We start from the raw sequence: 26,258 nt of genomic DNA, 5'->3' as shown, positions 1-26,258 counted from the left end.
ATGGCATATCCTTATCAGACTCAGGGTTTTACGCTGGACAATAGCGGACGACGAATTGTGGTCGATCCGGTTACTCGCATCGAAGGGCATATGCGCTGCGAAGTGAATATCGACAGTAATAATGTCATTACTAACGCCGTGTCGACCGGCACCATGTGGCGCGGCCTGGAGGTTATCCTGAAAGGTCGCGATCCGCGAGACGCCTGGGCATTCGTTGAACGCATTTGCGGCGTCTGCACCGGTACACACGCTCTGACCTCAATCCGTGCCGTAGAAAATGCGCTGGGAATCGCGATTCCGGACAACGCAAACTGTATCCGTAATATGATGCAGGCTACGCTACACGTTCACGATCACCTGGTGCATTTTTATCATCTGCACGCGCTGGACTGGGTTGATGTGGTTGCGGCCCTGAAAGCCGACCCGCATCAGACCTCCGCCATCGCGCAAAGCCTTTCCGCATGGCCGCTATCCTCGCCGGGATATTTCCGCGATTTGCAAAATCGACTGAAGCGGTTTATCGAGTCCGGTCAACTTGGCCCTTTCCGTAATGGCTACTGGGGACACCCGGCGATGAAACTTCCGCCGGAAGCCAATTTGCTGGCGGTCGCCCACTATCTTGAAGCGCTCGATTTTCAAAAAGAGATCGTAAAAATTCACACCGTTTTCGGTGGTAAAAACCCGCATCCTAACTGGCTGGTGGGCGGCGTTCCTTGCGCCATCAACCTTGACGAAACGGGCGCGGTCGGCGCAGTGAATATGGAACGCCTGAACCTTGTCAGTTCCATCATCCAAAAAGCTCGCCAGTTCTGCGAACAGGTTTATCTTCCGGACGTCTTGCTGATTGCCAGTTATTACAAAGACTGGGCAAAAATCGGCGGCGGGTTATCGAGCATGAACCTGCTGGCTTATGGCGAGTTTCCGGATAACCCTAACGATTATTCCGCCAGTAATCTTCTGCTTCCGCGTGGGGCTATCATTAACGGTCGTTTCGACGAAATTCATCCTGTCGATTTAACCGCCCCCGATGAGATTCAGGAGTTTGTCACTCACTCCTGGTATACCTATGGTAACGGCAATAACGATAAGGGCCTGCATCCGTGGGATGGTCTGACCGAACCGCAACTGGTCATGGGCGAACACTATAAAGGCACAAAAACCTTTATCGAACAGGTGGATGAGTCCGCTAAATATTCATGGATTAAATCGCCGCGCTGGAAGGGACATGCGATGGAGGTAGGTCCGCTGGCGCGTTATCTGATTGGATATCATCAAAATAAACCGGAATTTAAAGAACCTGTGGATCAACTGCTTAGTGTATTAAAGCTGCCTAAAGAAGCGCTCTTTTCTACATTAGGACGTACTGCCGCGCGTGCGCTGGAATCCGTATGGGCAGGCAATACGCTGCAATATTTCTTCGATCGTCTGATGCGTAACCTCAAGTCCGGCGATACGGCGACGGCAAACGTCACGCTCTGGGAACCCGATACCTGGCCTACATCGGCAAAAGGCGTTGGTTTCAGCGAGGCGCCGCGTGGCGCGCTGGGGCACTGGATAAAAATTGAAAATCAGAAAATCGACAGCTATCAATGTGTGGTACCGACAACCTGGAATGCCGGGCCACGTGACGATAAAGGTCAAATTGGCGCGTACGAAGCGGCGTTAATGGGGACTAAACTCGCCGTTCCCGATCAACCATTGGAGATTTTACGTACTCTGCACAGCTTCGATCCCTGCCTGGCCTGCTCCACCCATGTTATTGATAATCATGGAGGGGAGCTGGTCAGGGTTCAGGTACGATGACGACGATTCGGAGGTCTCAATGCATCTCAAAGAAATAACCAGCCAGGGGTACTATATCTATGAAGCGCCGGTCCGTTTATGGCACTGGATCACGGCGTTATCCATTGTCGTCCTGGCTGTTACAGGATATTTCATTGGCCGCCCCCTGCCATCGATTCAAGGTGAAGCGACCTTTATGTTTTGGATGGGCTGGATACGACTGATCCATTTTACCACGGCGTATATTTTTACTGTCGCGCTGCTGTTTCGTATTTACTGGGCATGTGTCGGCAATGAGTACGCCAGGGAGATGTTTCTGGTTCCGTTCTGGCGCCGCGCCTGGCGCAAAGGCGTTATCAGCGAAATCCGCTGGTATTTTTTCCTCGAAAAAGAGGCCCATCGTTACTATGGACATAATCCGGTAGCGGGACTGGCGGTAATGTTCTATTTCTGGATGTCCGTACTGATGGTGTGTAGCGGCTTTGCGCTCTATGGCGAAGGGCTTGGAACAGACAGTTGGGCGTATCAATGGTTTGGCTGGATGATTCGCCTGACTGGCAACGATAGCCTCGCGCTACATTTCTGGCACCGGCTGGGCATGTGGTTCATTATCGCCTTCGTCATTGCGCATGTTTATACCGCTATCCGTGAAGACATTATGAGCCGACAAAGCGTGATTTCCGTCATGATAAGCGGCTGGCGCTGGTTCAGGTGATAACAATGGCAGAAGTAACAATCTTAGGGCTTGGCAACCTGCTTTGGGCAGATGAAGGGTTCGGCGTCAGAGCGGCGGAAAAGCTGTTTGAACAGTATGCCGATAACGAGAAAGTTGACGTTGTTGATGGCGGTACGCAGGGGCTGGCGCTGCTGCCCTGGCTGCAACAAACCGAAAAACTGTTAATCATGGATGCTATCGATTTTGGTATGGCGCCAGGTTCGCTGGCGATGTTTCGTGATGAACAGGTTCCCGCCTATCTGACGGCGAAAAAACTCAGTTTACATCAGACCAGTTTTTCTGAAGTGCTGGCATTGCTGCAATTAACCGGCGGCCAGTTATCGGAGATTGTGCTGATTGGCGTGCAGCCGGAATGTCTGGATGACTATGGCGGAAGTCTTACGCCGCAGGTAAAGGCGCAACTGATGCCTGCGGTCTATCTCGCGCAGGAAGTGCTGGCGCAATGGGGTATCACCGCCTCTTCAGCGGCCTTGCCCACTGAAAGACTCAATCATTACAGCCTGTGTATGGAACGCTACGAAGATGAACGGCCAGATGCGCAAAGCGCTTGCCGGGTCGGCGATATTCGGGTGCTACAGAGAGAGAAATCATAATGTGTATCGGCGTTCCTGTGCAGGTTATTTCACCCGGTCAGTGGTTCGCCAAATGCCGCGACCGACACGGCGAGCTTATCGACGTTGATATTCGGCTTGTGGCTCCCCCCTTAGCAGGCGCATGGCTGCTGACATTTGGCGGCGCAGCACGACGAGAAATGGACGAAACGGAAGCCGTTGAGGTACTGGCGGCGCTGGACTCGCTGGAACAGGCCATGCTCACGCAAAGCGATCCGCTGACCGGTTTTGCCGATTTATTGTCTCGCACGCCTGAATTACCGGAGCATTTAAAAAAATGACTATCTCACCCCAAAATTCTGTTTGTCCACTGGCGGATAAAGGCTTTCTGGTTACCGATGCACAAACGCTCCCGTCGTTGATTAATGCGCATCCGACTGTGCTGGTTTTGCTGCAAAGCGACCCCAACAAACATCCGGAAGTCGCCGACAGTTGGGTCATTATCCCGGAGATCCTCAAGCAATTTCCGGCGACGTCTTATACCGCGGCATTTGCGGATAGCGAACAGAGTGAACTGATCGCCCGGGAGTATCGCATTCTGAAATATCCGGCGCTGCTTTTCTTTCGCCAGCACCGTTTTGTCGGCAGTCTGGCGGGATTATATAGCTGGCAAGAATACTCTCAGCGGGGGGCCGCATTGCTGACCACACCGGGCTATCGTCAGGATATTCCCGTTATCACGCAATAGAATGAAAGGTAACACACGTGAATCATTCCAGAACTATTCCAGTCGTTAATATTGCCGGACCAGGCTCGCAGCCAGAAGAGGAAGACTTTAACTTTCTTCCTATCCCCGCCGGCATTAATCTCCCACTGACGCCGGTTTTACCGGAACAGGCGCTGCCCGCTGAGCTTCGTGTTGCCAGACACATCCTGACTACGCTTATTCGCGATATGGATAACCCGGTGGCAACGCTCCCCTTTCCCCTGAGCTATAAGCTGAATGCCACTGAGCAACAGAATAGCGGTTTGTTGGATCAACTGCTCGGCGAAGGTGAAATATCCGCCCGGGTACTATTACCCGATGGGAAAGAACAGCGTATTCAGGAGACGGTTTTTACGGGCGTCTGGCGTGTACGTGAATATAACGCTGACCAGCAACGGGTTGCCGATGAAATTATCATTGGCCCGATCCCGGAGAGCATCTGGCAGACGCATCCGCAGCCGCCGATTACACCAGAATTGCCGCCACAACCGGCGGGATTGATGAATGGTGCCTTTATCGCGCATGAAATAGCCGAGCGCGTAAAACAGCCGGTAAAAGAGCCGCATATCATTAACTTAACGCTATTGCCAGTAAACGATGCCGATCGCGAGTATCTGGATCATTTTTTAGGCGAAGGCTGTAGCGCTATTTTTTCACGCGGATATGGTAAATGCCGGATTGTAAGCACGCATTTTCCCGGCGTATGGCGGGTCAATTATTTCAATGATATGAACACATTACTGCAAGATATGATTGAGATAGCGGACATTCCTGATATCGCCGTTGCAGGCATCGACGATATCGAAGATGCCTACGCGGGGCTAAAAAATACGTTGGAATGGTTGAAAGAATACCCGGTCACAGAAAATGAGCCAGTGGTGCGCATGGAGTGCAAAGTATGTTGGTGGGTTTACGACCCTGCGCTGGGCGATGACGTATGGCAAATTCCCCCCGGCGTGCCCTTCAACCAGTTACCTGATTACTGGTGCTGTCCGGTTTGCGAAACCAGTAAGTCCGGGTTTATGGTGATCGATGAAGGTAATAATTCGTGCAAAGATTGACCGTCTATTCTCACCCGCTACGGATTATCTGGCAGGAGGCGTCGATCGGTCGTTTGCTACAGGGCGCAACGCCGGTATACGCGAAGACGCTTATTTCACGTTTGTTTACGTTGTGCGCTCAGGCACACAGCGCGGCGGCGGCTTTACTGTTGTTTCCTGAAGAGAAGCCAGATATGCAGGCCGCACAACAAGAGCTGGCGCGAGAAACGCTCCGTCGCGCGTTGACCGACTGGCTCCCCCTGTTTAGCCACCGACAGGCAACCGCTGAAGAATGGGCGTTGTTACGTCGCGGAGAGTTATCCCCGCTGGCAAGCACAATCTTTTTTGACGATGATCCTCAGACCTGGCTTGCCGCTGGCGTAAAGGGCTGGGAAGCCTGGTTTTTGCAAGAGCGTTCTGAAACCGCCCGCTGGCTGGCGGCAGTACAGAATATCATTACACCTACACTACCGATGGCGTCGTCCCCGGACCATACGTTAATAACCCATGGTCCCCTGGATGTCTCGCCTCTGGCTATCGAATATCCGCTGCTGTCAGCCTGTTGTCTTAGCGGTAAAACGACTGCGCTACGTCTGCTGGCCCGCTGCATTACGCTCGCCCGAAGTTTGAGCGCCCTTCCTACCCTGCGCTGGAATCGTTTTGATGATGGCGAATGGAAAATAGCGGTAGTGGAAACCGCGCGAGGATGGTTAGTTCATCAGGCCAGACTGACGACGTCAGGCAATATTCTTGATTACCGTATTATCTCGCCTACCACACGTCACGCCCAATCTGACGGCGTCATTGCTCGCGAACTGGCCACTATTCCACTCTCATTGTGGCCGCAACAGTTACAGGTAATTGATCCTTGTGTCGCCGTAAATATTGTTGAATGAAGGAGCTGGCCCATGCATGAATTAGCCCTGGCGCAAAATATTATCGAATTGCTGGAGGAACAGGCAGTAAATCACCAGTTCAGCAAGGTAAAGCAAGTCTGGCTGGAGATTGGCGTTATGGCCTGTGTTGAGGTGCCGGCGCTGCATTTTGGCCTGGATGTCGCCGCTCGTCATACCCTTGCTGACAATGCGCGTTTCCACATTACTATCGCACCGGCGCAAGGTTGGTGTCTGTCCTGTAATCAACCCTTTACCTCTCAAACATCCACACTCTGTTGTCCCTTTTGTCATTCAGGCAAAGTGCAGATAGATGACAGTAGCAGAATGCGCATTCGCGAGATCGAAGTCGAATAGTCAACGAATAGTCAATAAAAAAGGACGCCAGAAGCGTCCTGAAATAATAAAAGAATAAATTAACAATAATAAAGGTTAAGCAGTGACACAGTTTTGGGAAAAGGAGGGTATCCCTAAACTGTCTTAATCAGCAAGTTTTATCAAAACTCGTAGACTAAGCCGAGCGCCACGGTGTTGTCTGTATTAGGATTCGATGGGTTGCCATCTTTTAGCAGATTGATTTTGTAGTCAACATACGCGGACATATTTTTATTGAAGTAGTAATAGGAACCCACATCAATATATTTCACAAGGTCGAACGAACCCAGTCCATTAACATCATTGGCTCTGGATTGCAGGAACGCCAGTGACGGGCGTAAGCCATTATCAAATTGATATTGCCCTACCATTTCCCAGTTATCGGTTTTATGTGCAAAGCCGCCCAATGTATCGCCCATATAGGTCATATCATAAGTACGGGTATAGTTTGCCGCCAGGTAAATATTATTGGCATCATACTTCACGCCGCCAGTCCAGGCTTCAGCGCGGTCGCCATTGTCGTATTTATCTTGCGTCATCTGGTCAAGCGTGCGTTTGGAACTGGTATAGGCTGCCCCCAGGCTCACCCCCATGCCCAAATCATATGTCGCTGATGCCCCGAAACCATCGCCATTCTGGTATGCGATACTTTTTCTGGCATTATTACTTAAAGGATCGCCTTCTTTCGACAGGCCGTCATTTTTACCCTGATACTGCAACGCAATATTCAGACCATCAACCAGACCAAAGAAATCATTATTGCGATAAGTCAGAACGCCATTCGCGCGTCCGGTCATAAAATTATCGGAAGCTTCATACGAATCATTACCAAATTCAGGCAGTACGTCAGTCCATGAACCAATGTCGTATAACACGCCATAGTTACGACCATAATCAACAGACCCCATATCGGCAAATGCCAAACCAGCAAAACCGAGACGCGTCCAGCTTTGCGGGGAACCGCTGGAGTCACCATCTTCCGGACGATTGGCGTTGACCTGATACTCCCACTGTCCAAAACCGGTTAGTTGATCGGTAATTTGAGTCTCGCCTTTAATACCCATACGGATATAAGATTGATCGCCATCCGTACTATGATTACTGGAAAAATAATGCAGGCCGTCGACCTTGCCATACAAATCCAGTTTATTGCCATCCTTGTTATAGATTTCTGCTGCGTTGGCGGCTCCAGCCATCATTACGGCTGCGGCTACCGCAGATAACACCACTACTTTTTTCATTTTATATGCCTTATTTGTCTTATTTTTGGACTTTCCGCAAAACCTGCTCGCGGAACTGTCCAGGACAATATCACTAACAATTACCGTGCGTTAAGTTTCAAAGTGTAATATTAGCTTGCTATGTATTAGTGATGTTAAAATGCAAGTTAAGCATGACTACATCAATGATATGCCCTGTTTTCTGCTGTAATAACAAGGAGGTTACCAGTAGAGAACTGGCTTACGGTCGGGGATGCCAGGGCGAGAATGGCACTGAACACTCGGCTGACATTCGTTAAGACGGAATCATAATCAAGTCAGTTGAGGTCACAGCCCTTCTTATTTTTGTGTATAATTTGTTACGTTTACATTTATTTTTAAATTAGCGTTATGAAAATATCAGTACTACTGAAATAGCACTTCTTCGCTTCGTGTATTTTTACTATGGTTAATTATCACATAGCGCAAACGGTCATTTGTGTATCACTATTCATAAGATTAACTATTTACCAGTGGTAATAAACATAAAAGTAAGTCAATGGACAACAACAATACTGAAACTCTAAATGTTGATATTTTGAGTCATGCCGTTACAAACAAATACGATATTCTTAATTGCACTACTCCCTTTTCGGGGTAATTTTATAGAAGGATGTTTTTTATTGTTCGTGAGCCATGCTCCTTTAGTATAAAGGTGAACGTAACAGGAAAGATAAAGCGTCTCAAAAACAGACCATATGGGTATAACTATTATGCAAAAAACGTCACTATTGTTTTCGGCCGCCGCGATAACGTTAACTCTGATGGTGTCATCGGCATCAGCGGCAACGCCAACCGCCGCACAAAATGAAGCTACGTCGACCGTTAAACAAGAAATTACAGAAGGCATTAACCGTTACCTTTATTCAATAGATAAGGCAGACCCAACGTTAGGCAAGCAGCTCTTTTATGTTTCACCGGAAACCAGTTTTATTCATCCACGCGGTCACGAACGCGGATGGTCGCAGATCGCTGAAAATTTTTATGGCACCACTATGGGTAAAACTTTCAGTAAACGCACATTAAAACTGGACGCTCCCCCTGCTATTCATGTGTATGGCAATGCCGCCGTTGCAGAGTTCGACTGGCATTTTACCGCGGTACGCCGTGATAATGGGCAGACTCAACACACGACAGGCCGCGAAAGCCAGGTGTGGGCGAAGATACCAAACACAGGATGGCGAATCGTTCATGTCCACTACTCCGGTCCAGCCAAAACCGGCGTTGGAGAAGGCTATTAAGCTTTGCTCTTCAGGTTATGGCGCAGATGAACATTCTGCGCCAGTTAAGTCGAGCTCAGGTCAGTTGATAGCGTTTATCCGGTATCCGTTTTGCCGGAATATCCCTTTCATCATTCATTTGCAGTAAATCGATTTCTATCGCATTGCATATCGCATCCAGCGGTAAATCATTATTTTCAGTACCGAACGGATCTTCCAACTCTTCCGCTAACGCATCCAGCGCGATAAACGTATAAGAAATAAGCACCGAAATAAACGGCGTCATATAGTGCAGATCAACCACCAGTGCAAATGGCAACATAATGCAGAAAAGATAAACTGTACGATGCAAAATTAACGTATAGGCAAAAGGCACCGGCGTATTGGCGATGCGCTCACAGCCGGCCAATACTGACGACATATCATTTAAGCGGTTGTTGAGGCTATGAAATAAAATATCGGAAAGCTTTCCGCTGCGGCGGCGAATCGCCAGCCACTCTCCCATCAGCAATAAGATACGGTTAGCGGGGGAATGGGAAGCGACAACTTTCTGTAACGCCTCCTGGTCAAGATAGTTTCCCAGAACTTGCGTTTGAAGCTGTCGACGCAATGTCATACGCAAACAGTGGGCAAAAGCGATTTGTAACCGAACAAAATCCTCGATACCGCGTTCATCAGGTAAGGTTGTTTTCACCTCACGCAGTATTGAGCGTGAAGCGATCATCAACTGCCCCCACAAATGTCGCGCTTCGACGTAACGCGCATAACAGGCATTATTGCGAAACCCAAGAAAAATGGCGATAGCGACGCCCAGTATGCTAAACGGCGCAAGGGTAAACTTAATACCCAGCATTGTGTACCAGGGCAGCATGATAATAACGGCGATAGAAAGAAGAAAGTTAAGGAGCAGTCGTGAAAAGATTTTAGATAACACGGAACCATGCCAGACAAATATCAGGCGAATCCAGTGCTGTTGTGGTCTAACGATCATGATTATCTTCAGCAGGTAAAAAAGCACTGTCATTAAACGTGATCCAGATCAAGGTTGCAAGCTTCTGGTGATACACGGCTCCCCTGCCCTGTAGAACATTTTTTTGCACAGTGCTGACAGGCATTGAAAAAAAACAACCAAATGTATGTTGTAACTAAAAAGATACTTCAGCACATGAGATATATGACGGTCAACGGCTGCTATCAGTGGTATAGGGTGATTTATCGGGGAAAGCGTCAGCAACGACGCGCTGCTCTACCGCTGATTCATTTGTATGACCAGCCAGTAATGGATAACGCTGACAATATACTGTTGCTGCGCTTCGCTCAGCGGTTCTCCCTGAGGAATCTGGTGCCACTTCGCCAGGCACCCGCGACAGCAGGTTGCCGTCGCATGTTGCGCGATAAATACCGGATGGCCCCGCATCGGCGTTTGCTTACCATCATTCGCCGGGTGAGCTGGCGCCAGTCGCTGGGCGATAAAATCGGCGGCGTGTTTATCAATCACCTCCGCGCCTTTATCCCAGCAATATTGTCTTTCTTTTATCCCGAGACGAAAACGCGAACGAAATGTCGATCGCGCCAGGCGGGCAAAGAGCGGTTCAAGCGCGTTCATCAGTATACCGAACGTCCTAACGTTTGTGTTAATTGCTCAAGCGCGGCGATACCTGCCAGAGAGTTTCCCGCAGGATCCAGCTCCGGACTCCAGACGGCAATCGCCATTTCATGCGGCACTATGGCGACAATACCGCCGCCCACGCCGGATTTAGCGGGCAATCCCACCCGCCAGGCAAACTCTCCGGCATTCTGATACATACCGCTGGTCGCCATTAGCGCATTAATCTGCCGGGCCTGCATGGGGGTAACTACCGGCTCGTCGAGATGAAACGCCTCGCCCTGATTCGCCAGAAAGACAAACGTCCTCGCCAGTTCCATGCAGCTCATTTTCAACGCACAGTAGTGGAAGTAATTTTGCAACACGGTAGGCACATCATGATGAAAATTACCGAATGATTTCATCAACCAGGCAATAGCGGCGTTACGGGCGGAATGCTCAAATTCAGAGCGCGAGACCGTAGCGTCATACGTAATATCCGATACGCCACAGAGCGCGCGCACAACTTCCAGCATCCGCTGACGCGGCGCGCTAAGCCGGCCTTGCAACATGTCGCATACCACCAGCGCGCCCGCATTAATAAATGGATTACGCGGGATGCCTTGTTCCATCTCTAACTGAACCAACGAATTGAACGGCGAGCCGGAAGGATCTTTTCCGACGCGCTGCCAGATCTCCTCTTCCGGATAATGGCGCATCGCCACCACCAGACTGAGCACTTTCGAAATAGACTGAATAGAGAAGCGTTCGTGCGCATCGCCCGCCTGATAATGCTGCCCGTCCACGGTACAAATCGCTATCCCCAGCTTTGAACCCTCGACGGACGCTAATGCCGGAATATAGTCAGCGACTTTGCCCTGGCCAATGAGGGGGCGAACGCGCTGTAAAATCGTCTCTAAAATTGCATTATCCATGGCCCTGGCCACAACATGCTCCTTGCTCGCAGGTCTGAAAAGGCCTGCGAGTATAGCAGAGGGCGCCACGCGACGTCAGGGCGATTAGACGCGGTTCTTCCAGACGGTCTGCACATTACAAAATTCGTGTAAACCAAAGTGCGAAAGCTCGCGACCGAAGCCGCTTTTCTTCACCCCGCCGAATGCCACACGCGCATCGCTGGCGCTGTACCCATTAATGAATACCCCGCCGCACTCAAGACGCGCCGCCCTCTCTGCGGCCAGCGTATCGTCGGCGGTAAAGATCGTCGCCGACAGGCCAAACTCACTGTCATTCGCCAGCGCGAGGGCGTGCGCCGCATCTTTTGCAACGGTAATGGCGGCAACAGGCCCAAAAAGCTCTTGACGAAATGCCGTCATGTCAGGTGTGACATCCGCCAGAACGGTCGCGGCATAATAGTTGCCCTCCCCGGCGATTTTCTCACCGCCCAACAGTAGCCGTGCGCCTTCGGCGACGGAAGCCTGCACCTGTTGATGGAGTTCATCACGCAAATCAAAGCGCGCCATCGGCCCCAGGTCATTCTCTTCAACCAGAGGATCACCCATCTTTAATGCTGCGGCAGCCGCCACAAAACGATCGGTAAACGCCTGCGCAATGCCCTCTTCGACAATAAAACGTTTGGCGGCGGCGCAGACTTGTCCGGTGTTTTGATAGCGTCCGGCAACTGCGGCTTTTACCGCCAGTTCGAGATCGGCATCATTGAGTACAATAAACGGATCCGAGCCACCCAGTTCCAGTACGCACTTTTTCAGCGCCGCCCCAGCCTGAGCGCCAATCGCCGCTCCGGCGCGCACGCTACCGGTCACCGTCACCGCCGCGATTCGCGGATCGTTAATCATCTGACTCACGCCCTCATTATTAGCGTTCACCCATCCATAGACGCCAGCGGGAGTACCGGCTTCCGTCAAGATTCGGGCTATCATCTGCGCGCACCCCGTGACATTGGGCGCATGTTTTAACAAGTAGCTATTCCCCGCCAACAGTATCGGCACTGCCCCGCGTAACACCTGCCATAAAGGAAAATTCCACGGCATTATCGCCAGGATGACGCCCAGCGGACGGTATTCAATCACCGCCTGCTGATTTTCTACCAGCGTAGGCTCAGGATTCAGCATTGCCGGGCCATGTTCCGCATACCAGTCGCATAACGCGGCGGATTTCGTCACTTCCGCACGCGCCTGCTTTATGGGTTTACCCATTTCACGCGTAATACATTGCGCCATCTCTTCTGCATGAGCGCGAAGCGCCTGACCAATATCGCGTAATGTTTGCGCCCGTTGCGCTACCGATGTCATTTTCCACTTTTTGAAACCGCTCGCCGCCAGACTCAGCGCATGTTCAATCTCTTGCGCGTTAGCCCAGGGCATTGCCGCCAGCGTCTGGCCGGTCGCAGGATTCACGGATAACGCCTGTGTTGCAGTCATCATGGTCATGTTCTTTCTCTCGTTATCAGGGGAGTTGTACCATCATGACGCCCTTTACCCTTTCTGAAAAATGAATAATATTAACCAGACTATTCACGAATTGAGAAAACCATGGACCTGACGCAACTGGAAATGTTTAACGCTGTCGCTCTGACGGGCAGCATTACGCAGGCGGCGGCAAAAGTGCACCGCGTTCCGTCCAACCTGACCACGCGTATCCGTCAGCTTGAAGCCGACCTGGGCGTCTCTCTGTTTATTCGCGAAAACCAGCGACTCAGGCTGTCACCAGCCGGGCATAACTTTTTACGTTACAGCCAGCAGATCCTGGCGCTGGTTGATGAAGCCCGCATGGTGGTTGCCGGAGAGGAACCGCAAGGACTGTTTTCACTCGGCGCGTTAGAAAGTACTGCCGCCGTACGTATCCCCGCGCTGCTGGCGGGTTATAACCAGCGTTACCCTAAAATTCAGTTCGCGTTAACGACCGGTCCTTCCGGCGCCATGCTGGATGGCGTGCTCGAAGGAAAGCTGAACGCCGCCTTTATTGATGGCCCGCTAATGCATCCGGGGCTGGAAGGTATACCGGCTTACCAGGAAGAGATGATGATCGTCGCGCCACACGGCCATTCCGTCGTTTCGCGGGCCAGCGAGGTGAATGGTTATAACATCTATGCTTTTCGCGCCAACTGTTCTTACCGACGGCATTTCGAAAGCTGGTTTCATGCCGATGGCGCGACCCCCGGTACGATTCACGAAATGGAGTCATATCATGGAATGTTGGCGTGCGTAATTGCCGGCGCAGGTATTGCGCTGATGCCAGCAAGTATGCTCAACAGTATGCCAGGACATCATCAGGTGGAAGCCTGGCCGTTGGCGGAGAAGTGGCGCTGGCTTAACACATGGCTAATGTGGCGGCGCGGGGCGATGACGCGTCAGCTTGAGGCCTTTATCGAGTTACTTAACGCCCAACTGGCGAGCGTCGACTGAAGACGAAACGGCCTGGGAAGTAAATGAGAAGCAGGTCACAAAATGATTGTCTTTTCGCCAGTAAACGTTTTAAGATCGCGGTCTCACCTTCTCGCAACTAACCCGAAATATTTTTATGACAATCAATCCAGTTTCCCGCAAGGTCGCGTGGCTACGGGTAGTTACGCTTGCTATTGCCGCTTTTATTTTCAATACCACAGAATTTGTGCCGGTTGGTTTGCTATCAGACATTGCTGAAAGCTTTCATATGCAAACCGCGCAGGTCGGCATCATGCTAACCATTTACGCCTGGGTAGTTGCCGTCATGTCGCTGCCTTTTATGCTTCTTACCAGTCAAATGGAGCGCCGTAAGCTACTCATTTGTCTGTTTGTTTTGTTTATTGCCAGCCATGTGCTCTCCTTTCTGGCATGGAACTTTACCGTGCTGGTCATTAGCCGTATTGGTATCGCTTTCGCCCACGCTATTTTCTGGTCGATAACCGCCTCGCTGGCGATCCGCCTGGCCCCTGCCGGGAAACGCGCGCAGGCATTAAGTCTGATAGCGACCGGCACCGCGTTGGCCATGGTGCTTGGGCTGCCCATAGGTCGCGTTGTTGGTCAGTATTTTGGCTGGCGCACCACCTTTTTTGCCATCGGCATGGGCGCATTAATTACGCTGCTATGTCTGATTAAGCTTCTACCGAAATTGCCGAGCGAGCATTCCGGCTCACTAAAAAGTTTACCTTTGCTATTCCGACGCCCGGCGCTGATGAGCCTCTATGTACTGACCGTCGTTGTGGTGACTGCGCATTACACAGCTTATAGCTATATTGAACCGTTCGTTCAGAATGTCGCCGGGCTCAGTGCGAATTTTGCTACCGTCCTGTTACTGATCCTCGGCGGCGCCGGGATCATCGGCAGCCTTGTGTTTGGTAAACTGGGTAATCGCCATGCCTCGTCGCTCGTCAGTATCGCTATTGCCCTGCTGGTTGTCTGTTTGCTTCTGCTGCTGCCTGCGGCGGAGAGCGAAGCGCATCTGGCCATACTGAGCATTTTCTGGGGCATCGCGATTATGGTGATAGGGCTCGGTATGCAGGTGAAAGTACTGGCGCTGGCCCCGGACGCGACCGATGTCGCAATGGCGCTATTTTCAGGCATCTTTAATATTGGTATTGGCGCTGGCGCGCTGGTAGGCAATCAGGTGAGTTTGCACTGGTCAATGTCGGCCATCGGCTATATTGGCGCCATACCCGCCTGTGCCGCGCTGGTATGGGCTGTGCTCATATTCCGCAAATGGCCAGTGACGCTGGAAGAACAACCGCATTAAGACATTCGTCTGCCGGGAACAGGTTTCCGGCAGACGAAAATGCGCCTTAGTGGTACGTTTTAATAATTTCCAACACGCCGTTGATAATAAATTGCACGCCCATACACACCAGCAGGAATCCCATTAAGCGGGAGATCGCTTCAATCCCCCCTTTACCCACCAGCCGCATAATAGCGCCAGAACTGCGTAAGCATCCCCACAGGATCACCGCCACGGCAAGAAAAATAATCGGCGGCGCGACCATAATGACCCAGTCGGGAAACTCGCCGCCATGACGCACCGTGGAAGCGGAACTGATGATCATTGCGATGGTCCCCGGTCCTGCGGTGCTTGGCATAGCCAGTGGAACAAACGCAATATTGGCCGTCGGTTCGTCTGCCAGCTCCTCCGATTTGCTTTTCGCTTCCGGCGACTCATGCGCCTTCTGCTGCGGGAAAAGCATTCTGAAGCCGATAAACGCCACGATTAACCCCCCGGCGATCCGTAGCCCTGGAATCGAAATACCGAAGGTGTTCATGACTAACTGCCCGGCATAGTACGCCACCATCATAATAGCGAAGACATAAACCGAAGCCATATAGGACTGCCGGTTGCGTTCCGCACTATTCATATTGCCCGCAAGGCCAAGAAACAGCGCCACGGTGGTTAGCGGATTGGCTAACGGGAGCAGTACGACCAGCCCCAATCCAATCGCTTTAAACAAATCCATCATAATACTATCTCTTACCTATCAGCGTTTCATGAACCGGAAGTATAAAGTGAAGTTACCCAGGCGCGCCATTTCGCCAGTGTGCAAATTAATATCCTCTACAACCTATAACCTGTAATTATCAATTAGTTACAAGTTATCACAGCACAATACCCCGGACGCCTTTTAGCAAATCGTGGCATCGGCCAATTCATTTAGTTGACTTATACTTGCCTGGGCAATAGTATCTGACGAAATTAATTACTTGCCGGGGCAACCATTTTGAAAAGCACCAGTGATCTGTTCAATGAAATCATTCCGCTGGGTCGCTTGATCTACATGGTAAATCAAAAAAAAGATCGCCTGTTAAATAACTATTTATCCCCGCTGGATATCACCGCAACACAGTTTAAAGTGCTTTGCTCGATACGCTGCGCGGGATGTATTACCCCGGTTGAACTTAAAAAAGTGCTGTCTGTCGATCTCGGCGCATTGACGCGGATGCTCGACCGCCTGCTGTGCAAAGGCTGGATCGAAAGACTGCCGAATCCTAATGACAAACGCGGCGTACTGGTGAAGCTAACGCCGGACGGCGCGGCAATTTGTGAGCAATGTCATCAACGACCAGGGCAAGACCTGCATCAGGAATTAACAAAAAACTTAACGGCGGACGAAGTGGCAACGCTTGAGTATTTGCTCAAGAAAATTCTGCCGTAGACAAAAAAGAGGTATGACGATGTCCAGACGCAACACTGACGCTATTACTATTCATAGCATTTTGGACTGGATCGAGGATAACCTGGAGTCGCCGCTCTCACTGGAAAAAGTGTCTGAGCGTTCAGGATATTCCAAATGGCACCTGCAACGGATGTTTAAAAAAGAGACCGGTCATTCATTAGGCCAATACATCCGCAGCCGTAAGATGACGGAAATCGCGCAAAAATTAAAAGAGAGCAACGAGCCCATTCTCTATCTGGCGGAACGCTATGGCTTTGAGTCACAGCAAACATTGACCCGGACGTTCAAAAACTATTTTGATGTGCCGCCACACAAATACCGGATCACCAATATGCATGGCGAATCACGGTATATGCTGCCGCTGAACCATGGCAACTACTAGTTTGTTTATGCGCCACGCGAAGAGCACCATGAAAATGCTGTTTCCCGCCCTGCCGGGTCTGTTACTTATCGCCTCCGGATATGGCATTGCAGAACAAACTTTGTTACCTGTGGCGCAAAATAGCCGCGATGTGATGCTTCTGCCCTGTGTGGGCGATCCGCCAAATGACCTTCACCCCGTGAGCGTGAACAGCGATAAGTCAGATGAATTAGGCGTGCCCTATTATAACGACCAACACCTTTAACCTCTTTGCCCCGTTTTGCGGGGCATTTTTTTAGTACTGTCTGGCGATGACAAGTCCGCCGCTATTACCTCGCGGCATGGTCTGAAATTAGCGTTTGTCTTCTTAGTAACATAATGCCTCATCCCCTGACGCGCGCAGTACGGCGCACACGAAATCCAAACATATTGATATAGAGTCCAGCCATAATCAGTACTGCGCCCGCAAGTTGCATCCCGGTCAACGTTTCCCCGAGTAACACCGCGGCGCTCGCCAGCCCGACTACCGGCACCAGCAATGATAACGGCGCCACGCGCCAGGTCTCATAGCGTCCCAGTAACGCGCCCCAGATACCGTAGCCAAGGATAGTGGCAACAAAAGCCAGATAAAGCAGCGACAATATCGTCGTCATATCGATGGTAATAAGGCTTTGCGTAATGTGATCCGCCCCCTCCAGTAGCAGCGATGACAGCAGGAACGGCAGGATCGGGATCAGCGCGCTCCAGACCACCAGCGACATCACCGCCGGGCGCGGACTATGTTGCATAATTTTTTTATTAAAGATATTGCCGCAGGCCCAGCTAAATGCCGCCGCCAGAGTCAGCATAAATCCCGACATCGCTATATGCTGTCCGTTGAGACTGGCTTCAATCAATACCAGTACACCTATAATCGCCAGGGCGATTCCCGCCAACTGCTTACGTTGTAACCGCTCGCTAAAAACAAACGCCCCTAACGCCATGGTAAAAAAGGCCTGCGCCTGTAATACCAACGACGCCAGTCCTGCGGGCATACCAAACTTTATCGCGCAAAAGAGAAAGGCGAACTGCCCAAAGTTTATCGTCAGCCCATAGCCCAGCAACAGCGTAAGCGGGACTTTAGGCCGGGCGACAAAGAAAATTGCCGGAAACGCTACCAGTAAAAATCGTAATCCTGCCAGCAATAATGGCGGCATATGGTGCAGGCCGACTTTGATGACAACAAAATTGAGCCCCCATACGACAACCACCAGTAACGCCAAAAAACCGTCTTTACGCGACATCATCGGCCCCTGTCATTATTAAAATTTTGTAAAAAGGTAAGTTATCGGAAATCAGTGCGCCATAACAGGACTTTTCTTTTTACCGTGAGCATGGCATTGAACAACACACGATGGGCAAAATCCTGCGTTATGGTATGTTAAGACTACGCTATAGCGTATAGACATCATGCTTTTGCGGGCACGGTAGATTAAAACGTCCCGATACGTAACCTCGATTTCAGGCAGGAAAAATGAATCCAGTATTGAGACGTTCGACGTTGGCTCTACTCGCCTCATCGCTGTTATTGACAATTGGACGCGGGGCCACGCTCCCCTTTATGACCATCTATCTTAACCGTCAGTACGGTTTAGGCGTGGATCTGATTGGCTACGCGCTGACCAGCGCGTTAACGATTGGCGTCGTCTTTAGTCTTGGCTTTGGGATTCTGGCGGACAAGTTTGATAAAAAGCGCTACATGTTACTCGCGATTATCGCCTTCGCCTGTGGATTTATCGCCATCCCAATGGTGCATAATGTCGTACTGGTTGTCCTGCTTTTTGCGCTTATTAACTGCGCCTATTCGGTTTTTTCTACCGTCCTGAAGGCCTGGTTCGCCGATAATCTCACCGCGACAACAAAAACACGGATTTTTTCGCTCAACTATACCGTACTCAATATCGGCTGGACGGTTGGCCCGCCGCTCGGCACGCTGCTGGTGATGCAAAGCATCAATTTACCCTTCTGGCTTGCCGCCATCTGCTCCGCATTTCCGCTGGTCTTTATTCAGGTATGGGTGACACGTTCGGTTGCCGCCAGCGAGGGGAAAAATGCCGCTATCTGGTCTCCCTCCGTTCTGCTGCGCGACAAAGCATTATTGTGGTTTACGCTTTCGGCATTTCTGGCCTCCTTTGTGGGGGGCGCCTTTGCGTCCTGTATTTCACAGTACGTTATGGTCGTTGCCGATAGCGGCTTCGCGGAAAAAGTGGTAGCCGTCGTCCTGCCGGTTAATGCGGTTATTGTGGTCAGTTTGCAATACGCCGTGGGCCGTCGACTTACCGCCGTCAATATTCGACCAATGATGACGACCGGCACCGTCTTTTTTATCGCCGGGCTCATCGGATTTATTTTTTCAGGCGACAATCTGTTTTTTTGGGGACTTTCAGCGGCAGTATTCACGATTGGCGAAATTATTTATGCCCCCGGCGAATATATGTTAATTGACAACATTGCGCCTGCCGGGATGAAAGCCAGCTATTTTTCAGCGCAATCGCTGGGCTGGCTGGGTGCGGCGGTAAACCCGCTGGCCAGCGGCGTCATCCTGACGACGCTTCCCGCCTGGTCGCTTTTCGTTGTCCTGATAATCGCCATTGTGTTCGCCTGGGCACTGATGTTAAAAGGAATGCGGATTACCCCTACGCAACAGGCTATCACCTGTTAATTATCTGCAGCCAGTGATGTGCGCAGTTTCTGGCGCACCGGGTTAACCCTATATATTGCAGGCTAATTATCTGCTGTCACTGCGGTAATTCAGGAATATTCCTGGGCGCTGACGAAAATATTCTAATGCTTTACCCTTCCAGTAAAATAAATACGCAATTCAGACTTTGCTTAAGTATAAATTAGTACTATAGTCTGTACGAGGTTTTTTAAAAAAGAGGATGCACGCTAAAATAAGGAGAAACGAGATGTTAGGCAGTATTAACCTTTTTATCGTTGTATTAGGAATTATTTTATTTTCCGGATTTCTGGCCGCCTGGTTCAGTCACAAATGGGATGATTAATGAACGGAGATAATCCCTCGCAGAGCCGGCCCCTTGCTGCATCGTTGCGCAAGGGGCCGCTTTTGTCTGGATGGCAGGCAAAAAAAAACCGCCGGTTCACCAGCGGTAAATGCTTGCATGGATAGATTTGTGTTTTGCTTATACGCTACCGGGCAAATTCTTGCGAGGATAACGGATCGCTAACGACTGTAGCACCGTCAATATCAATGAAGCTTAAACGATACGCAACCAGACCTGAATAAGACATTATGGGACCTTTTGTCCCCCAGGCGCTTTTACAAGACCCATGGTATCAGGCCAACCGCATGCCCCGTATGGCTGACCTGGAGATTGTCGGTTAGCGCGCGTTATTTTTGCAGTCGGTTCACGCGAACAAGCGGTTCCTTCGCTTTCTTGTCCAGACTACCGTTAATGTTGATCATTTGATCCGGCTGAACTTCCCGCCCATCAAATACGGCGGAAGGAATTATCACGTTAATCTCGCCGGATTTATCACGAAATACATAGCGATCGTCGCCTTTATGATCAATAAGGTTGCCGCGCAGCGAAACGGTCGCGCCATCATGCAGGGTTTTTGCCTGTTCGATGGTCATTTTTTCTGCATCATCCGTACCGCGATAACCATCCTCAATAGCATGAGGCGGCGGCGGTGCCACGTCTTTTTTTAATCCCCCTTGATCATCCGCTAGCGCGTAAGGCATTATCAGAAAACTTAAAAATGCAGCCACCTGTAGTTTCATGCTCTCTCCTTAATAACGTCTATTTGACGTATTAAGTCTGGCCGCTATTTTTAGTTTTTACAAACATGAATTTACCCGCAGAATATTAAGCAATAAAATCAACCCATCCGGATTAATATGCAACCGATATCAGCGCCGGTGAGCGCGAAAGCGTAACGGCGTAATAGAGAACTTGCCACATAGCTGAAGTCATATGCATCAACGTTTTGATAGCAATTCAGAATAATCGGCTTTATTTTTTGAGGATAATGGCCTTACGCATAATCAATGACAGTCATCGCCGCAGAAAAGTAAGCAAGTTATGCAACAGCGGGTTTGTTGGTAACTGGATAAAATAATCATTCACTGACAATGTCATAAAATAAATATGCCATACTTGAGAAGAACGAACAGATTTCATTTGTCTCTGTAACGGAAAAATAAACGATGAGATTAGAACAGCACGATATTGTCACCCTTGATGAAGCCGAATCCGTCGATAGCCTGACAAAAAAACTTGGTGATTTACTGGTTAACCAGAAACTCCGTCTGACCACTGCAGAATCCTGCACTGGCGGGAAACTGGCTTCAGCATTGTGCGCAGCAGAAGATACGCCCTCATTTTACGGTGTGGGTTATGTCACCTTTACTGATGAAGCCAAAGCAAAAATCTTACGCGTACAACGCCACAGCCTTGCCGAACATACCGCCGTCAGCGAAGCGGTCGTTACTGAAATGGCACAGGGCGCTAAGGATCAGGCTGAGGTCAATATCAGCATAGCGATCAGCGGCTATGGTGGTCCGGAAGGCGGCGAAGATGGCACGCCGGCGGGCACCGTTTGGTTTGCCTGGAATATTAACAATACAACTTTTACAAGCCGACAACATTTCAACGGAGATTGTCAGGAAGTATTAGAAAAATGCGTACGCTTCGCCCTCGCTGAATTGCTTTTTCTGTTAACGAAGAAAGCATAAACAATAATTTTATCTGACCGGCCAGAATAACTCCCGGTCAGAATAAAAAAATGCGAGCCTATGGCCCGCATCGTATGCGCAATATTTCAGAATATATTTACGAAATATCAGGAGTAAAATTAATTGCCGGATTTCCGTCCGCCACTGTGGCTATTCTGGCCACCTTTTTTACCCGCTTCAGATGCACGCTGTGGGTCGTTTTTAAAGTTCCCACCGCTATGCTGGCCGCCTTTACGACCTGCTTCTGAGGCTTTCTCTTTATCTTCTGCAAAATTACCGGAACCGCCGCGATGTTCTGCCATAATATAATCCTCATGATGATGTTGCGTTTTAAATATGATATGTCTTCTCATATCATGTGATACAGTTCTAAATCTAGTCGCCCTGTGCGCAGTGTCAAATTCATTTCTGCATTATTTACATAATGCCAATGCATGGCGGAAAATATATTTTTTGAAAACATCAACAGCGAAGCGGTAATAAATCTTTGGCAATCAAGCCACCACGGGAAAATAAGTAGAAAAATCCGAATGCACGCCCTCTTTATATTCAGACAATTTAACCCCATAAATTTAACTGGCTGTCATCAGAAGTGCAGGATTCATTTTCAGGCGGTTGTTCGACAGTGCCGAACAACCGTATCAGCTTAGCGATCGAGCCCACGATATTGCAACATGGGGTCAATATGCGGTTCATGTCCCCGCCAGGCTGAATAAAGCGTTTCTAAATCAGTACTATTCCCCCGGGAAAGGATAGCATCACGAAAACGCTGCCCGTTTTCACGCGTCAGGCCGCCCTGCTCTACAAACCATTGATAACCGTCATCCGCTAACATTTGCGTCCACAGGTAGGCGTAGTATCCCGCTGCGTAGCCGCCGCCGAAGATATGGGCAAAATAACTGCTGCGATAGCGGGGCGGCACTGCCGGTAAATCAAGATGCTCGGCGGCCAGCGCCTGCTGCTCGAACTCAGCGACAGACTGCTCTGCTACGCTCTCCTCCAGCATATGCCAGCGCATATCCAGCAATGCGGCGCCGAGCAATTCAGTCATATCGTAACCTTTATTAAATAAACTCGCCTTGCGCATTCTTTCCTGTAAATCAGCGGGCATTTTTTCACCGCTGTCGACATGACGCGCGTAGCGTTCGAACACGCGTGGATGGCTCGCCCAATGCTCATTAATCTGGGAGGGAAACTCGACAAAGTCGCGGGGCGTATTGGTACCTGAAAGCGTGGCATAGCGCTGAACGGCAAACAAACCATGTAACGTATGGCCAAACTCATGGAAGAGTGTAATAACGTCGTCCCAAAGCAGTAATGCAGGCTGCCCATCAACCGGTTTCTGATAGTTACATACATTGTATATAACGGGCCGGGTTTCATTGAGTGTGGATTGCTCGACAAAATTCCCCATCCACGCGCCGCCGCTTTTCGAGTCCCGCGCGAAGAAGTCGCCATAAAATAACGCCATGCCGACACCATCGGAATCGAAAATCTCCCACACCCGAACATCAGGGTGATACACCGGAATGTCAAAACGCTCGACGAAGGTGATGCCGAATAGCTGGTTGGCGGTCCAGAAAACCCCCTCTTGCAACACCGTATTTAAGGCAAAATAGGGCTTCAGTTGCGCTTCATCTAACGCATATTTTTCCCGCCGTACCTGTTCGGCATAGAACATCCAGTCCCAGGCCTGAACGGTGTAGCCGCCCTGCTCACCATCAATGACGTTCTGAATTTCCGCCTGTTCATTGAGTACACGCTGACGCGCTGGCGGCACAATGCCACGCATAAAGCTCAGTGCGGCTTGCGGCGTTTTCGCCATCTGATCGGCCATTTTCCATGCGGCATAATTGGGGAAACCCAGCAGTTTTGCCTGACAGCGACGAATCTCTACCAGACGCTGAACGATAGCGCGGGTATCGTGGGCATCTCCTTTTTCCGCCCGAGTCCATGACGCTGCGAATAAATTTTCGCGGGTCTGGCGATCGCGCAGCGTAGCAAGCGCAGGCTGTTGCGTCGTATTAAGGAGCGGAATGAACCAGCGCTCCTCCAGGCCTTTTTCACGCGCCGCTTCAGCAGCGACGGTCATTTCTTCCGGGCTTAATCCTGCCAGGCAATGCGCGTCATCTACCGCCAGCCCGCCCGCTTTACTTGCCGCCAGCAGACGCTGATTAAACTGACTCATTAAGGTCGCGGATTCAGTATTCAATACCTTCAGTCGCGCTTTATCCTCTTCGGCAAGCTGCGCGCCTGCCAACACAAAACGCTGATGGATAACATCGACCAACCGTAGCGACTCATCATCCAGCCCCAGTGAGTGACGCTGTTGCCAGACGGCGTCCACGCGAGCGAATAACGCGCTATTCAGATAAATATCGTTGGAGAGCGCCGCCAGCTCGGCAGAAAAGGCCTCATCCAACCGCTGGAGTTCATCGTTAGTGTGCGCGGCCGTCATCGCGAAAAAAACGCTGGTGACGCGTGACAGAAGCGCCCCGCTTTGCTCCAGCGCCAGAAGCGTATTCGTAAAGTCAGGGGCCGCCGGATGATTGACGATGGCCTCGATTTCTACGCGTTTTTGCCGCACGCCCTCATCAAAAGCAGGACGATAATGGCAATCTTTGATCCGATCAAAACGCGGTGCCTGATAAGGCAACATACTCTGGTCTAACAAAGGATTCGTCGACATTTTTCACTCCTGAAAATAGGTTGATCATAAGAGTAAGCTTCCCCCTATGCTGACCGCAACCGTGTTAACCAGGATTACCCTTTCATAAACGCCGCGTGCTATGGTAATACAACACAAAAAGCGTTGAGGAACTGTGTGATGATCGTTTTAGTAACTGGAGCAACCGCAGGGTTTGGCGAGTGCATTGCACGCCGTTTTGTTGAGAATGGACATAAAGTCATTGCCACGGGACGTCGTCATGAACGCCTGCAAGCGTTAAAAGATGAGCTTGGCGAGAACGTATTGACCGCCCAACTGGACGTGCGCAACCGCGCGGCCATCGAAGAGATGATGGCCTCTCTGCCTGCGCAGTGGCGCGATATTGATGTGCTGGTCAATAACGCCGGTCTGGCGCTGGGTCTTGAACCGGCGCATAAAGCCAGCGTAGAAGACTGGGAAACTATGATCGATACTAATAATAAAGGCTTAATTTATATGACCCGCGCCGTGCTGCCAGGAATGGTCGAACGTAATCGCGGTCATATCATTAACATCGGTTCGACCGCCGGCAGTTGGCCTTATGCTGGTGGCAATGTCTATGGCGCGACGAAAGCCTTTGTGCGCCAGTTTAGCCTGAATTTGCGCACGGATTTACACGGCACGGCGGTTCGCGTGACCGACATTGAACCGGGTCTGGTTGGCGGTACCGAGTTTTCCAGCGTCCGTTTCAAAGGCGACGATGAGAAAGCGGGTAAAACCTACGAAAATACCACCGCGCTCACGCCAGAAGACATTACCGAAGCGGTATGGTGGGTGGCCACACTCCCCGCGCATGTGAATATTAATACCGTTGAAATGATGCCTGTTACCCAATCTTTCGCAGGGCTCAGCGTCCACCGTAGCTAAGAGGTTATACCCGGTCTGCGGGCCGGGTAATCCCTGGCAAACGTATCTGCAACCAAGAACATGATCGGTATAGACCACCACGGAAAAGTGGTAGAGTATCCGGGTCAACCGCCTAAAAAGTAAGAATGAATGACCGTCGAAACGCAGCTTAACCCTACACAGCCTGTCAACCAGCAAATTTACCGTATTCTTCGGCGTGATATCGTGCATTGTCTGATCCCGCCTGGCACGCCGCTATCAGAAAAAGAGGTCTCAACCCGTTTTAACGTTTCGCGTCAACCGGTGCGCGAGGCTTTTATAAAGCTGGCGGAAAATGGGTTGATTCAGATCCGCCCTCAGCGCGGTAGTTATGTGAATAAGATTTCGCTTTCTCAGGTACAGAATGGCTGTTTTGTACGGCAGGCGATCGAATGCGCGGTGGTCCGCCGTGCGGCGGCGATGATCACCGACAACCAGTGCTATCAACTGGCGCAAAACCTGCACCTGCAACATATTGCCATCGAGCGCAAACAGATTGATGATTTTTTCCAGCTTGATGACGATTTCCACCAAAAACTGGCGCAGATCGCCGATTGCCAGTTAGCGTGGGATACCATTGAAAATATCAAAGCGACAATCGACCGGGTTCGCTATATGAGTCTGGATCATGTTTCTCCGCCGGAGATGTTGTTGCGCCAGCACCATGATATTTTCTCCGCGCTGGAAAATCGTGACGGCAATGCGGTTGAGAGCGCAATGACCCAGCATTTGCAGGAAATTAGCGAATCCGTTCAGCTTATCCGTCAGGAAAACAGCGGCTGGTTTAGCGAAGACTAACCCCCTTTAACGTCGGGGTGAGACGCCTTCTCCGCTTTCTCACCCTGCACATTCCCGCCTAAAAAGCCGTGAGCTTGATCAAAAACAAAAAAAATTCGCAACGATAAGCGTATTTATATGTCGCCCGTCATGCGGGGAAACCTGCGGGCTTTGGCTGTAAGTTTGAAAGGAGAAAACACCATGATGACATACGATCGTAACCGTAACGCAATCACTACCGGTAGCCGGGTCATGATAAGCGGCACGGGTCATACCGGGATTATCAAAGCCATTGAGAGCGAAGGTCTGGATGCAGGTCAAATTCGCCGCGGCAAAACGGTGATTGTCGAAGGTTGTGAAGGTAAATTCGCGCCGGTCGAACTGATTCGTCTTGGCATGAACTGATACCACTGGCCGCTAAGAACCGCTCCGGCCTTCCCGGTAGCATAATGCTACCGGGTCTCTGTT

At 50.5% G+C, this 26,258-nt stretch carries 30 protein-coding genes; 20 read left to right on the top strand and 10 right to left on the bottom strand.

The features are described 5' to 3' along the window. From ABVN36_RS08290 to hypA, 8 genes are read left to right on the top strand one after another with little or no spacing between them, the layout of a single operon-like run. A complete protein-coding gene (locus ABVN36_RS08290; RefSeq protein WP_000331200.1) occupies positions 1-1,803 on the top strand; it encodes a nickel-dependent hydrogenase large subunit in 1,803 nt (600 codons plus the stop codon). Beyond that, positions 1,754-2,497: a Ni/Fe-hydrogenase, b-type cytochrome subunit gene (gene cybH, locus ABVN36_RS08285; protein ID WP_000924456.1), complete on the top strand. Its 744-nt coding sequence runs from the start codon at positions 1,754-1,756 to the stop codon at positions 2,495-2,497. The genes ABVN36_RS08290 and cybH overlap by 50 nt, the downstream gene beginning before the upstream one ends. 5 nt (positions 2,498-2,502) lie before the next feature. Continuing rightward, complete coding sequence (gene hybD, locus ABVN36_RS08280; protein WP_000852664.1) at positions 2,503-3,111, top strand: HyaD/HybD family hydrogenase maturation endopeptidase; 609 nt, start codon at positions 2,503-2,505, stop codon at positions 3,109-3,111. Next, the gene (hypC, locus tag ABVN36_RS08275) at positions 3,111-3,410 is read left to right on the top strand and encodes a HypC/HybG/HupF family hydrogenase formation chaperone (RefSeq protein WP_000334910.1); all 300 of its coding nucleotides are present in this window, start codon (positions 3,111-3,113) and stop codon (positions 3,408-3,410) included. The genes hybD and hypC overlap by 1 nt, the downstream gene beginning before the upstream one ends. Continuing rightward, positions 3,407-3,817, top strand: coding sequence for a hydrogenase-1 operon protein HyaE2 (locus ABVN36_RS08270; RefSeq protein WP_023138142.1), 411 nt, complete (start codon positions 3,407-3,409; stop codon positions 3,815-3,817). The genes hypC and ABVN36_RS08270 overlap by 4 nt, the downstream gene beginning before the upstream one ends. A gap of 17 nt (positions 3,818-3,834) precedes the next feature. Next, complete coding sequence (locus ABVN36_RS08265; protein WP_001016738.1) at positions 3,835-4,896, top strand: hydrogenase expression/formation C-terminal domain-containing protein; 1,062 nt, start codon at positions 3,835-3,837, stop codon at positions 4,894-4,896. Further along, positions 4,884-5,771: a dehydrogenase gene (locus ABVN36_RS08260; RefSeq protein WP_023138141.1), complete on the top strand. Its 888-nt coding sequence runs from the start codon at positions 4,884-4,886 to the stop codon at positions 5,769-5,771. The genes ABVN36_RS08265 and ABVN36_RS08260 overlap by 13 nt, the downstream gene beginning before the upstream one ends. 12 nt (positions 5,772-5,783) lie before the next feature. Continuing rightward, positions 5,784-6,125, top strand: a complete 342-nt coding sequence (hypA, locus tag ABVN36_RS08255) for a hydrogenase maturation nickel metallochaperone HypA (RefSeq protein ID WP_000544772.1) — start codon at positions 5,784-5,786, stop codon at positions 6,123-6,125. A 140-nt stretch (positions 6,126-6,265) separates the two neighbouring features. On the opposite strand, the gene ompC is transcribed toward hypA, so the two are convergent. Continuing rightward, positions 6,266-7,384, bottom strand: coding sequence for a porin OmpC (ompC, locus tag ABVN36_RS08250; protein WP_000758336.1), 1,119 nt, complete (start codon positions 7,382-7,384; stop codon positions 6,266-6,268). Between the two features lie 716 nt (positions 7,385-8,100). Here ompC and ABVN36_RS08245 point away from each other — a divergent pair. Next, on the top strand, positions 8,101-8,643 hold the full coding sequence (locus ABVN36_RS08245; RefSeq protein ID WP_000513126.1) for a DUF4440 domain-containing protein: 543 nt from the start codon (positions 8,101-8,103) through the stop codon (positions 8,641-8,643). Between the two features lie 55 nt (positions 8,644-8,698). On the opposite strand, the gene ABVN36_RS08240 is transcribed toward ABVN36_RS08245, so the two are convergent. From ABVN36_RS08240 to sad, 4 genes are all read right to left on the bottom strand, one after another. Then, on the bottom strand, positions 8,699-9,613 hold the full coding sequence (locus tag ABVN36_RS08240; protein ID WP_001748393.1) for a bestrophin family protein: 915 nt from the start codon (positions 9,611-9,613) through the stop codon (positions 8,699-8,701). Between the two features lie 255 nt (positions 9,614-9,868). Further along, positions 9,869-10,228, bottom strand: coding sequence for a DUF4186 domain-containing protein (locus ABVN36_RS08235; RefSeq protein ID WP_000992449.1), 360 nt, complete (start codon positions 10,226-10,228; stop codon positions 9,869-9,871). After that, entirely contained in the window at positions 10,228-11,154 is a 927-nt protein-coding gene (gene glsB, locus ABVN36_RS08230) for a glutaminase B (protein WP_033903577.1), read from the bottom strand. Before glsB ends, ABVN36_RS08235 begins: the two co-directional genes overlap by 1 nt. Before the next feature lie 72 nt (positions 11,155-11,226). Next, positions 11,227-12,615: a succinate-semialdehyde dehydrogenase gene (gene sad, locus ABVN36_RS08225; RefSeq protein ID WP_023138138.1), complete on the bottom strand. Its 1,389-nt coding sequence runs from the start codon at positions 12,613-12,615 to the stop codon at positions 11,227-11,229. Between the two features lie 102 nt (positions 12,616-12,717). Between sad and ABVN36_RS08220 the strand changes: the two genes are divergently transcribed. Together ABVN36_RS08220 and ABVN36_RS08215 are read left to right on the top strand one after the other, a co-directional pair. Continuing rightward, the gene (locus ABVN36_RS08220; RefSeq protein ID WP_000366539.1) at positions 12,718-13,590 is read left to right on the top strand and encodes a LysR family transcriptional regulator; all 873 of its coding nucleotides are present in this window, start codon (positions 12,718-12,720) and stop codon (positions 13,588-13,590) included. A 115-nt stretch (positions 13,591-13,705) separates the two neighbouring features. After that, a complete protein-coding gene (locus tag ABVN36_RS08215) occupies positions 13,706-14,896 on the top strand; it encodes a sugar transporter (protein WP_000154621.1) in 1,191 nt (396 codons plus the stop codon). A gap of 46 nt (positions 14,897-14,942) precedes the next feature. Here ABVN36_RS08215 and ABVN36_RS08210 read toward each other — a convergent pair whose 3' ends face one another. Continuing rightward, positions 14,943-15,608 carry a MarC family NAAT transporter gene (locus ABVN36_RS08210; RefSeq protein WP_000968968.1) on the bottom strand — a complete coding sequence of 222 codons (666 nt, stop codon included), beginning with the start codon at positions 15,606-15,608 and terminating at the stop codon, positions 14,943-14,945. A 258-nt stretch (positions 15,609-15,866) separates the two neighbouring features. Between ABVN36_RS08210 and marR the strand changes: the two genes are divergently transcribed. The 3 genes from marR to marB are packed head-to-tail and all read left to right on the top strand — an operon-like array spanning position 15,867 to position 16,948. Beyond that, positions 15,867-16,301, top strand: coding sequence for a multiple antibiotic resistance transcriptional regulator MarR (gene marR / locus ABVN36_RS08205; RefSeq protein ID WP_000843434.1), 435 nt, complete (start codon positions 15,867-15,869; stop codon positions 16,299-16,301). A 19-nt stretch (positions 16,302-16,320) separates the two neighbouring features. Continuing rightward, on the top strand, positions 16,321-16,704 hold the full coding sequence (marA, locus tag ABVN36_RS08200; RefSeq protein ID WP_000091194.1) for an MDR efflux pump AcrAB transcriptional activator MarA: 384 nt from the start codon (positions 16,321-16,323) through the stop codon (positions 16,702-16,704). A gap of 28 nt (positions 16,705-16,732) precedes the next feature. Further along, positions 16,733-16,948 carry a multiple antibiotic resistance protein MarB gene (gene marB, locus ABVN36_RS08195; RefSeq protein ID WP_000783049.1) on the top strand — a complete coding sequence of 72 codons (216 nt, stop codon included), beginning with the start codon at positions 16,733-16,735 and terminating at the stop codon, positions 16,946-16,948. Between the two features lie 118 nt (positions 16,949-17,066). On the opposite strand, the gene eamA is transcribed toward marB, so the two are convergent. Further along, positions 17,067-17,969 carry an O-acetylserine/cysteine exporter gene (gene eamA / locus ABVN36_RS08190; protein ID WP_075321911.1) on the bottom strand — a complete coding sequence of 301 codons (903 nt, stop codon included), beginning with the start codon at positions 17,967-17,969 and terminating at the stop codon, positions 17,067-17,069. A 227-nt stretch (positions 17,970-18,196) separates the two neighbouring features. Between eamA and ydeE the strand changes: the two genes are divergently transcribed. Both ydeE and mgtS read left to right on the top strand, forming a co-directional pair. Next, positions 18,197-19,384 carry an efflux MFS transporter YdeE gene (ydeE, locus tag ABVN36_RS08185; protein ID WP_001070320.1) on the top strand — a complete coding sequence of 396 codons (1,188 nt, stop codon included), beginning with the start codon at positions 18,197-18,199 and terminating at the stop codon, positions 19,382-19,384. A gap of 247 nt (positions 19,385-19,631) precedes the next feature. After that, positions 19,632-19,727, top strand: a complete 96-nt coding sequence (gene mgtS, locus ABVN36_RS08180) for a protein MgtS (RefSeq protein WP_000901531.1) — start codon at positions 19,632-19,634, stop codon at positions 19,725-19,727. 347 nt (positions 19,728-20,074) lie between these two features. Here mgtS and ABVN36_RS08175 read toward each other — a convergent pair whose 3' ends face one another. Continuing rightward, positions 20,075-20,467: a YdeI family stress tolerance OB fold protein gene (locus ABVN36_RS08175; RefSeq protein ID WP_000776348.1), complete on the bottom strand. Its 393-nt coding sequence runs from the start codon at positions 20,465-20,467 to the stop codon at positions 20,075-20,077. Positions 20,468-20,893: 426 nt separating this feature from the next. Here ABVN36_RS08175 and ABVN36_RS08170 point away from each other — a divergent pair, with 426 nt between their 5' ends. Continuing rightward, positions 20,894-21,421: a 2-oxo-tetronate isomerase gene (locus ABVN36_RS08170; RefSeq protein ID WP_001235357.1), complete on the top strand. Its 528-nt coding sequence runs from the start codon at positions 20,894-20,896 to the stop codon at positions 21,419-21,421. A 119-nt stretch (positions 21,422-21,540) separates the two neighbouring features. Here ABVN36_RS08170 and ABVN36_RS08165 read toward each other — a convergent pair whose 3' ends face one another. Beyond that, positions 21,541-21,723 carry a general stress protein gene (locus tag ABVN36_RS08165; protein ID WP_000807642.1) on the bottom strand — a complete coding sequence of 61 codons (183 nt, stop codon included), beginning with the start codon at positions 21,721-21,723 and terminating at the stop codon, positions 21,541-21,543. 344 nt (positions 21,724-22,067) lie between these two features. Further along, positions 22,068-24,110, bottom strand: coding sequence for a peptidyl-dipeptidase Dcp (gene dcp / locus ABVN36_RS08160; protein ID WP_000106266.1), 2,043 nt, complete (start codon positions 24,108-24,110; stop codon positions 22,068-22,070). Between the two features lie 138 nt (positions 24,111-24,248). Here dcp and ydfG point away from each other — a divergent pair, with 138 nt between their 5' ends. From ydfG to ydfZ, 3 genes are all read left to right on the top strand, one after another. Next, positions 24,249-24,995, top strand: coding sequence for a bifunctional NADP-dependent 3-hydroxy acid dehydrogenase/3-hydroxypropionate dehydrogenase YdfG (gene ydfG, locus ABVN36_RS08155; RefSeq protein ID WP_000636564.1), 747 nt, complete (start codon positions 24,249-24,251; stop codon positions 24,993-24,995). Positions 24,996-25,124: 129 nt separating this feature from the next. Then, a complete protein-coding gene (locus ABVN36_RS08150) occupies positions 25,125-25,811 on the top strand; it encodes a GntR family transcriptional regulator (protein WP_000215562.1) in 687 nt (228 codons plus the stop codon). A 180-nt stretch (positions 25,812-25,991) separates the two neighbouring features. Next, positions 25,992-26,195: a putative selenium delivery protein YdfZ gene (ydfZ, locus tag ABVN36_RS08145; RefSeq protein ID WP_000989267.1), complete on the top strand. Its 204-nt coding sequence runs from the start codon at positions 25,992-25,994 to the stop codon at positions 26,193-26,195. Positions 26,196-26,258 lie beyond the last annotated feature (63 nt).

This window comes from Salmonella sp. SJTUF15581, from assembly GCF_043356775.1.
Lineage (GTDB): Bacteria > Pseudomonadota > Gammaproteobacteria > Enterobacterales > Enterobacteriaceae > Salmonella > Salmonella enterica.
The sequence above is the reverse complement of the archived record's forward strand: the minus strand, read 5'-3'. Positions and strand labels throughout refer to the sequence as shown.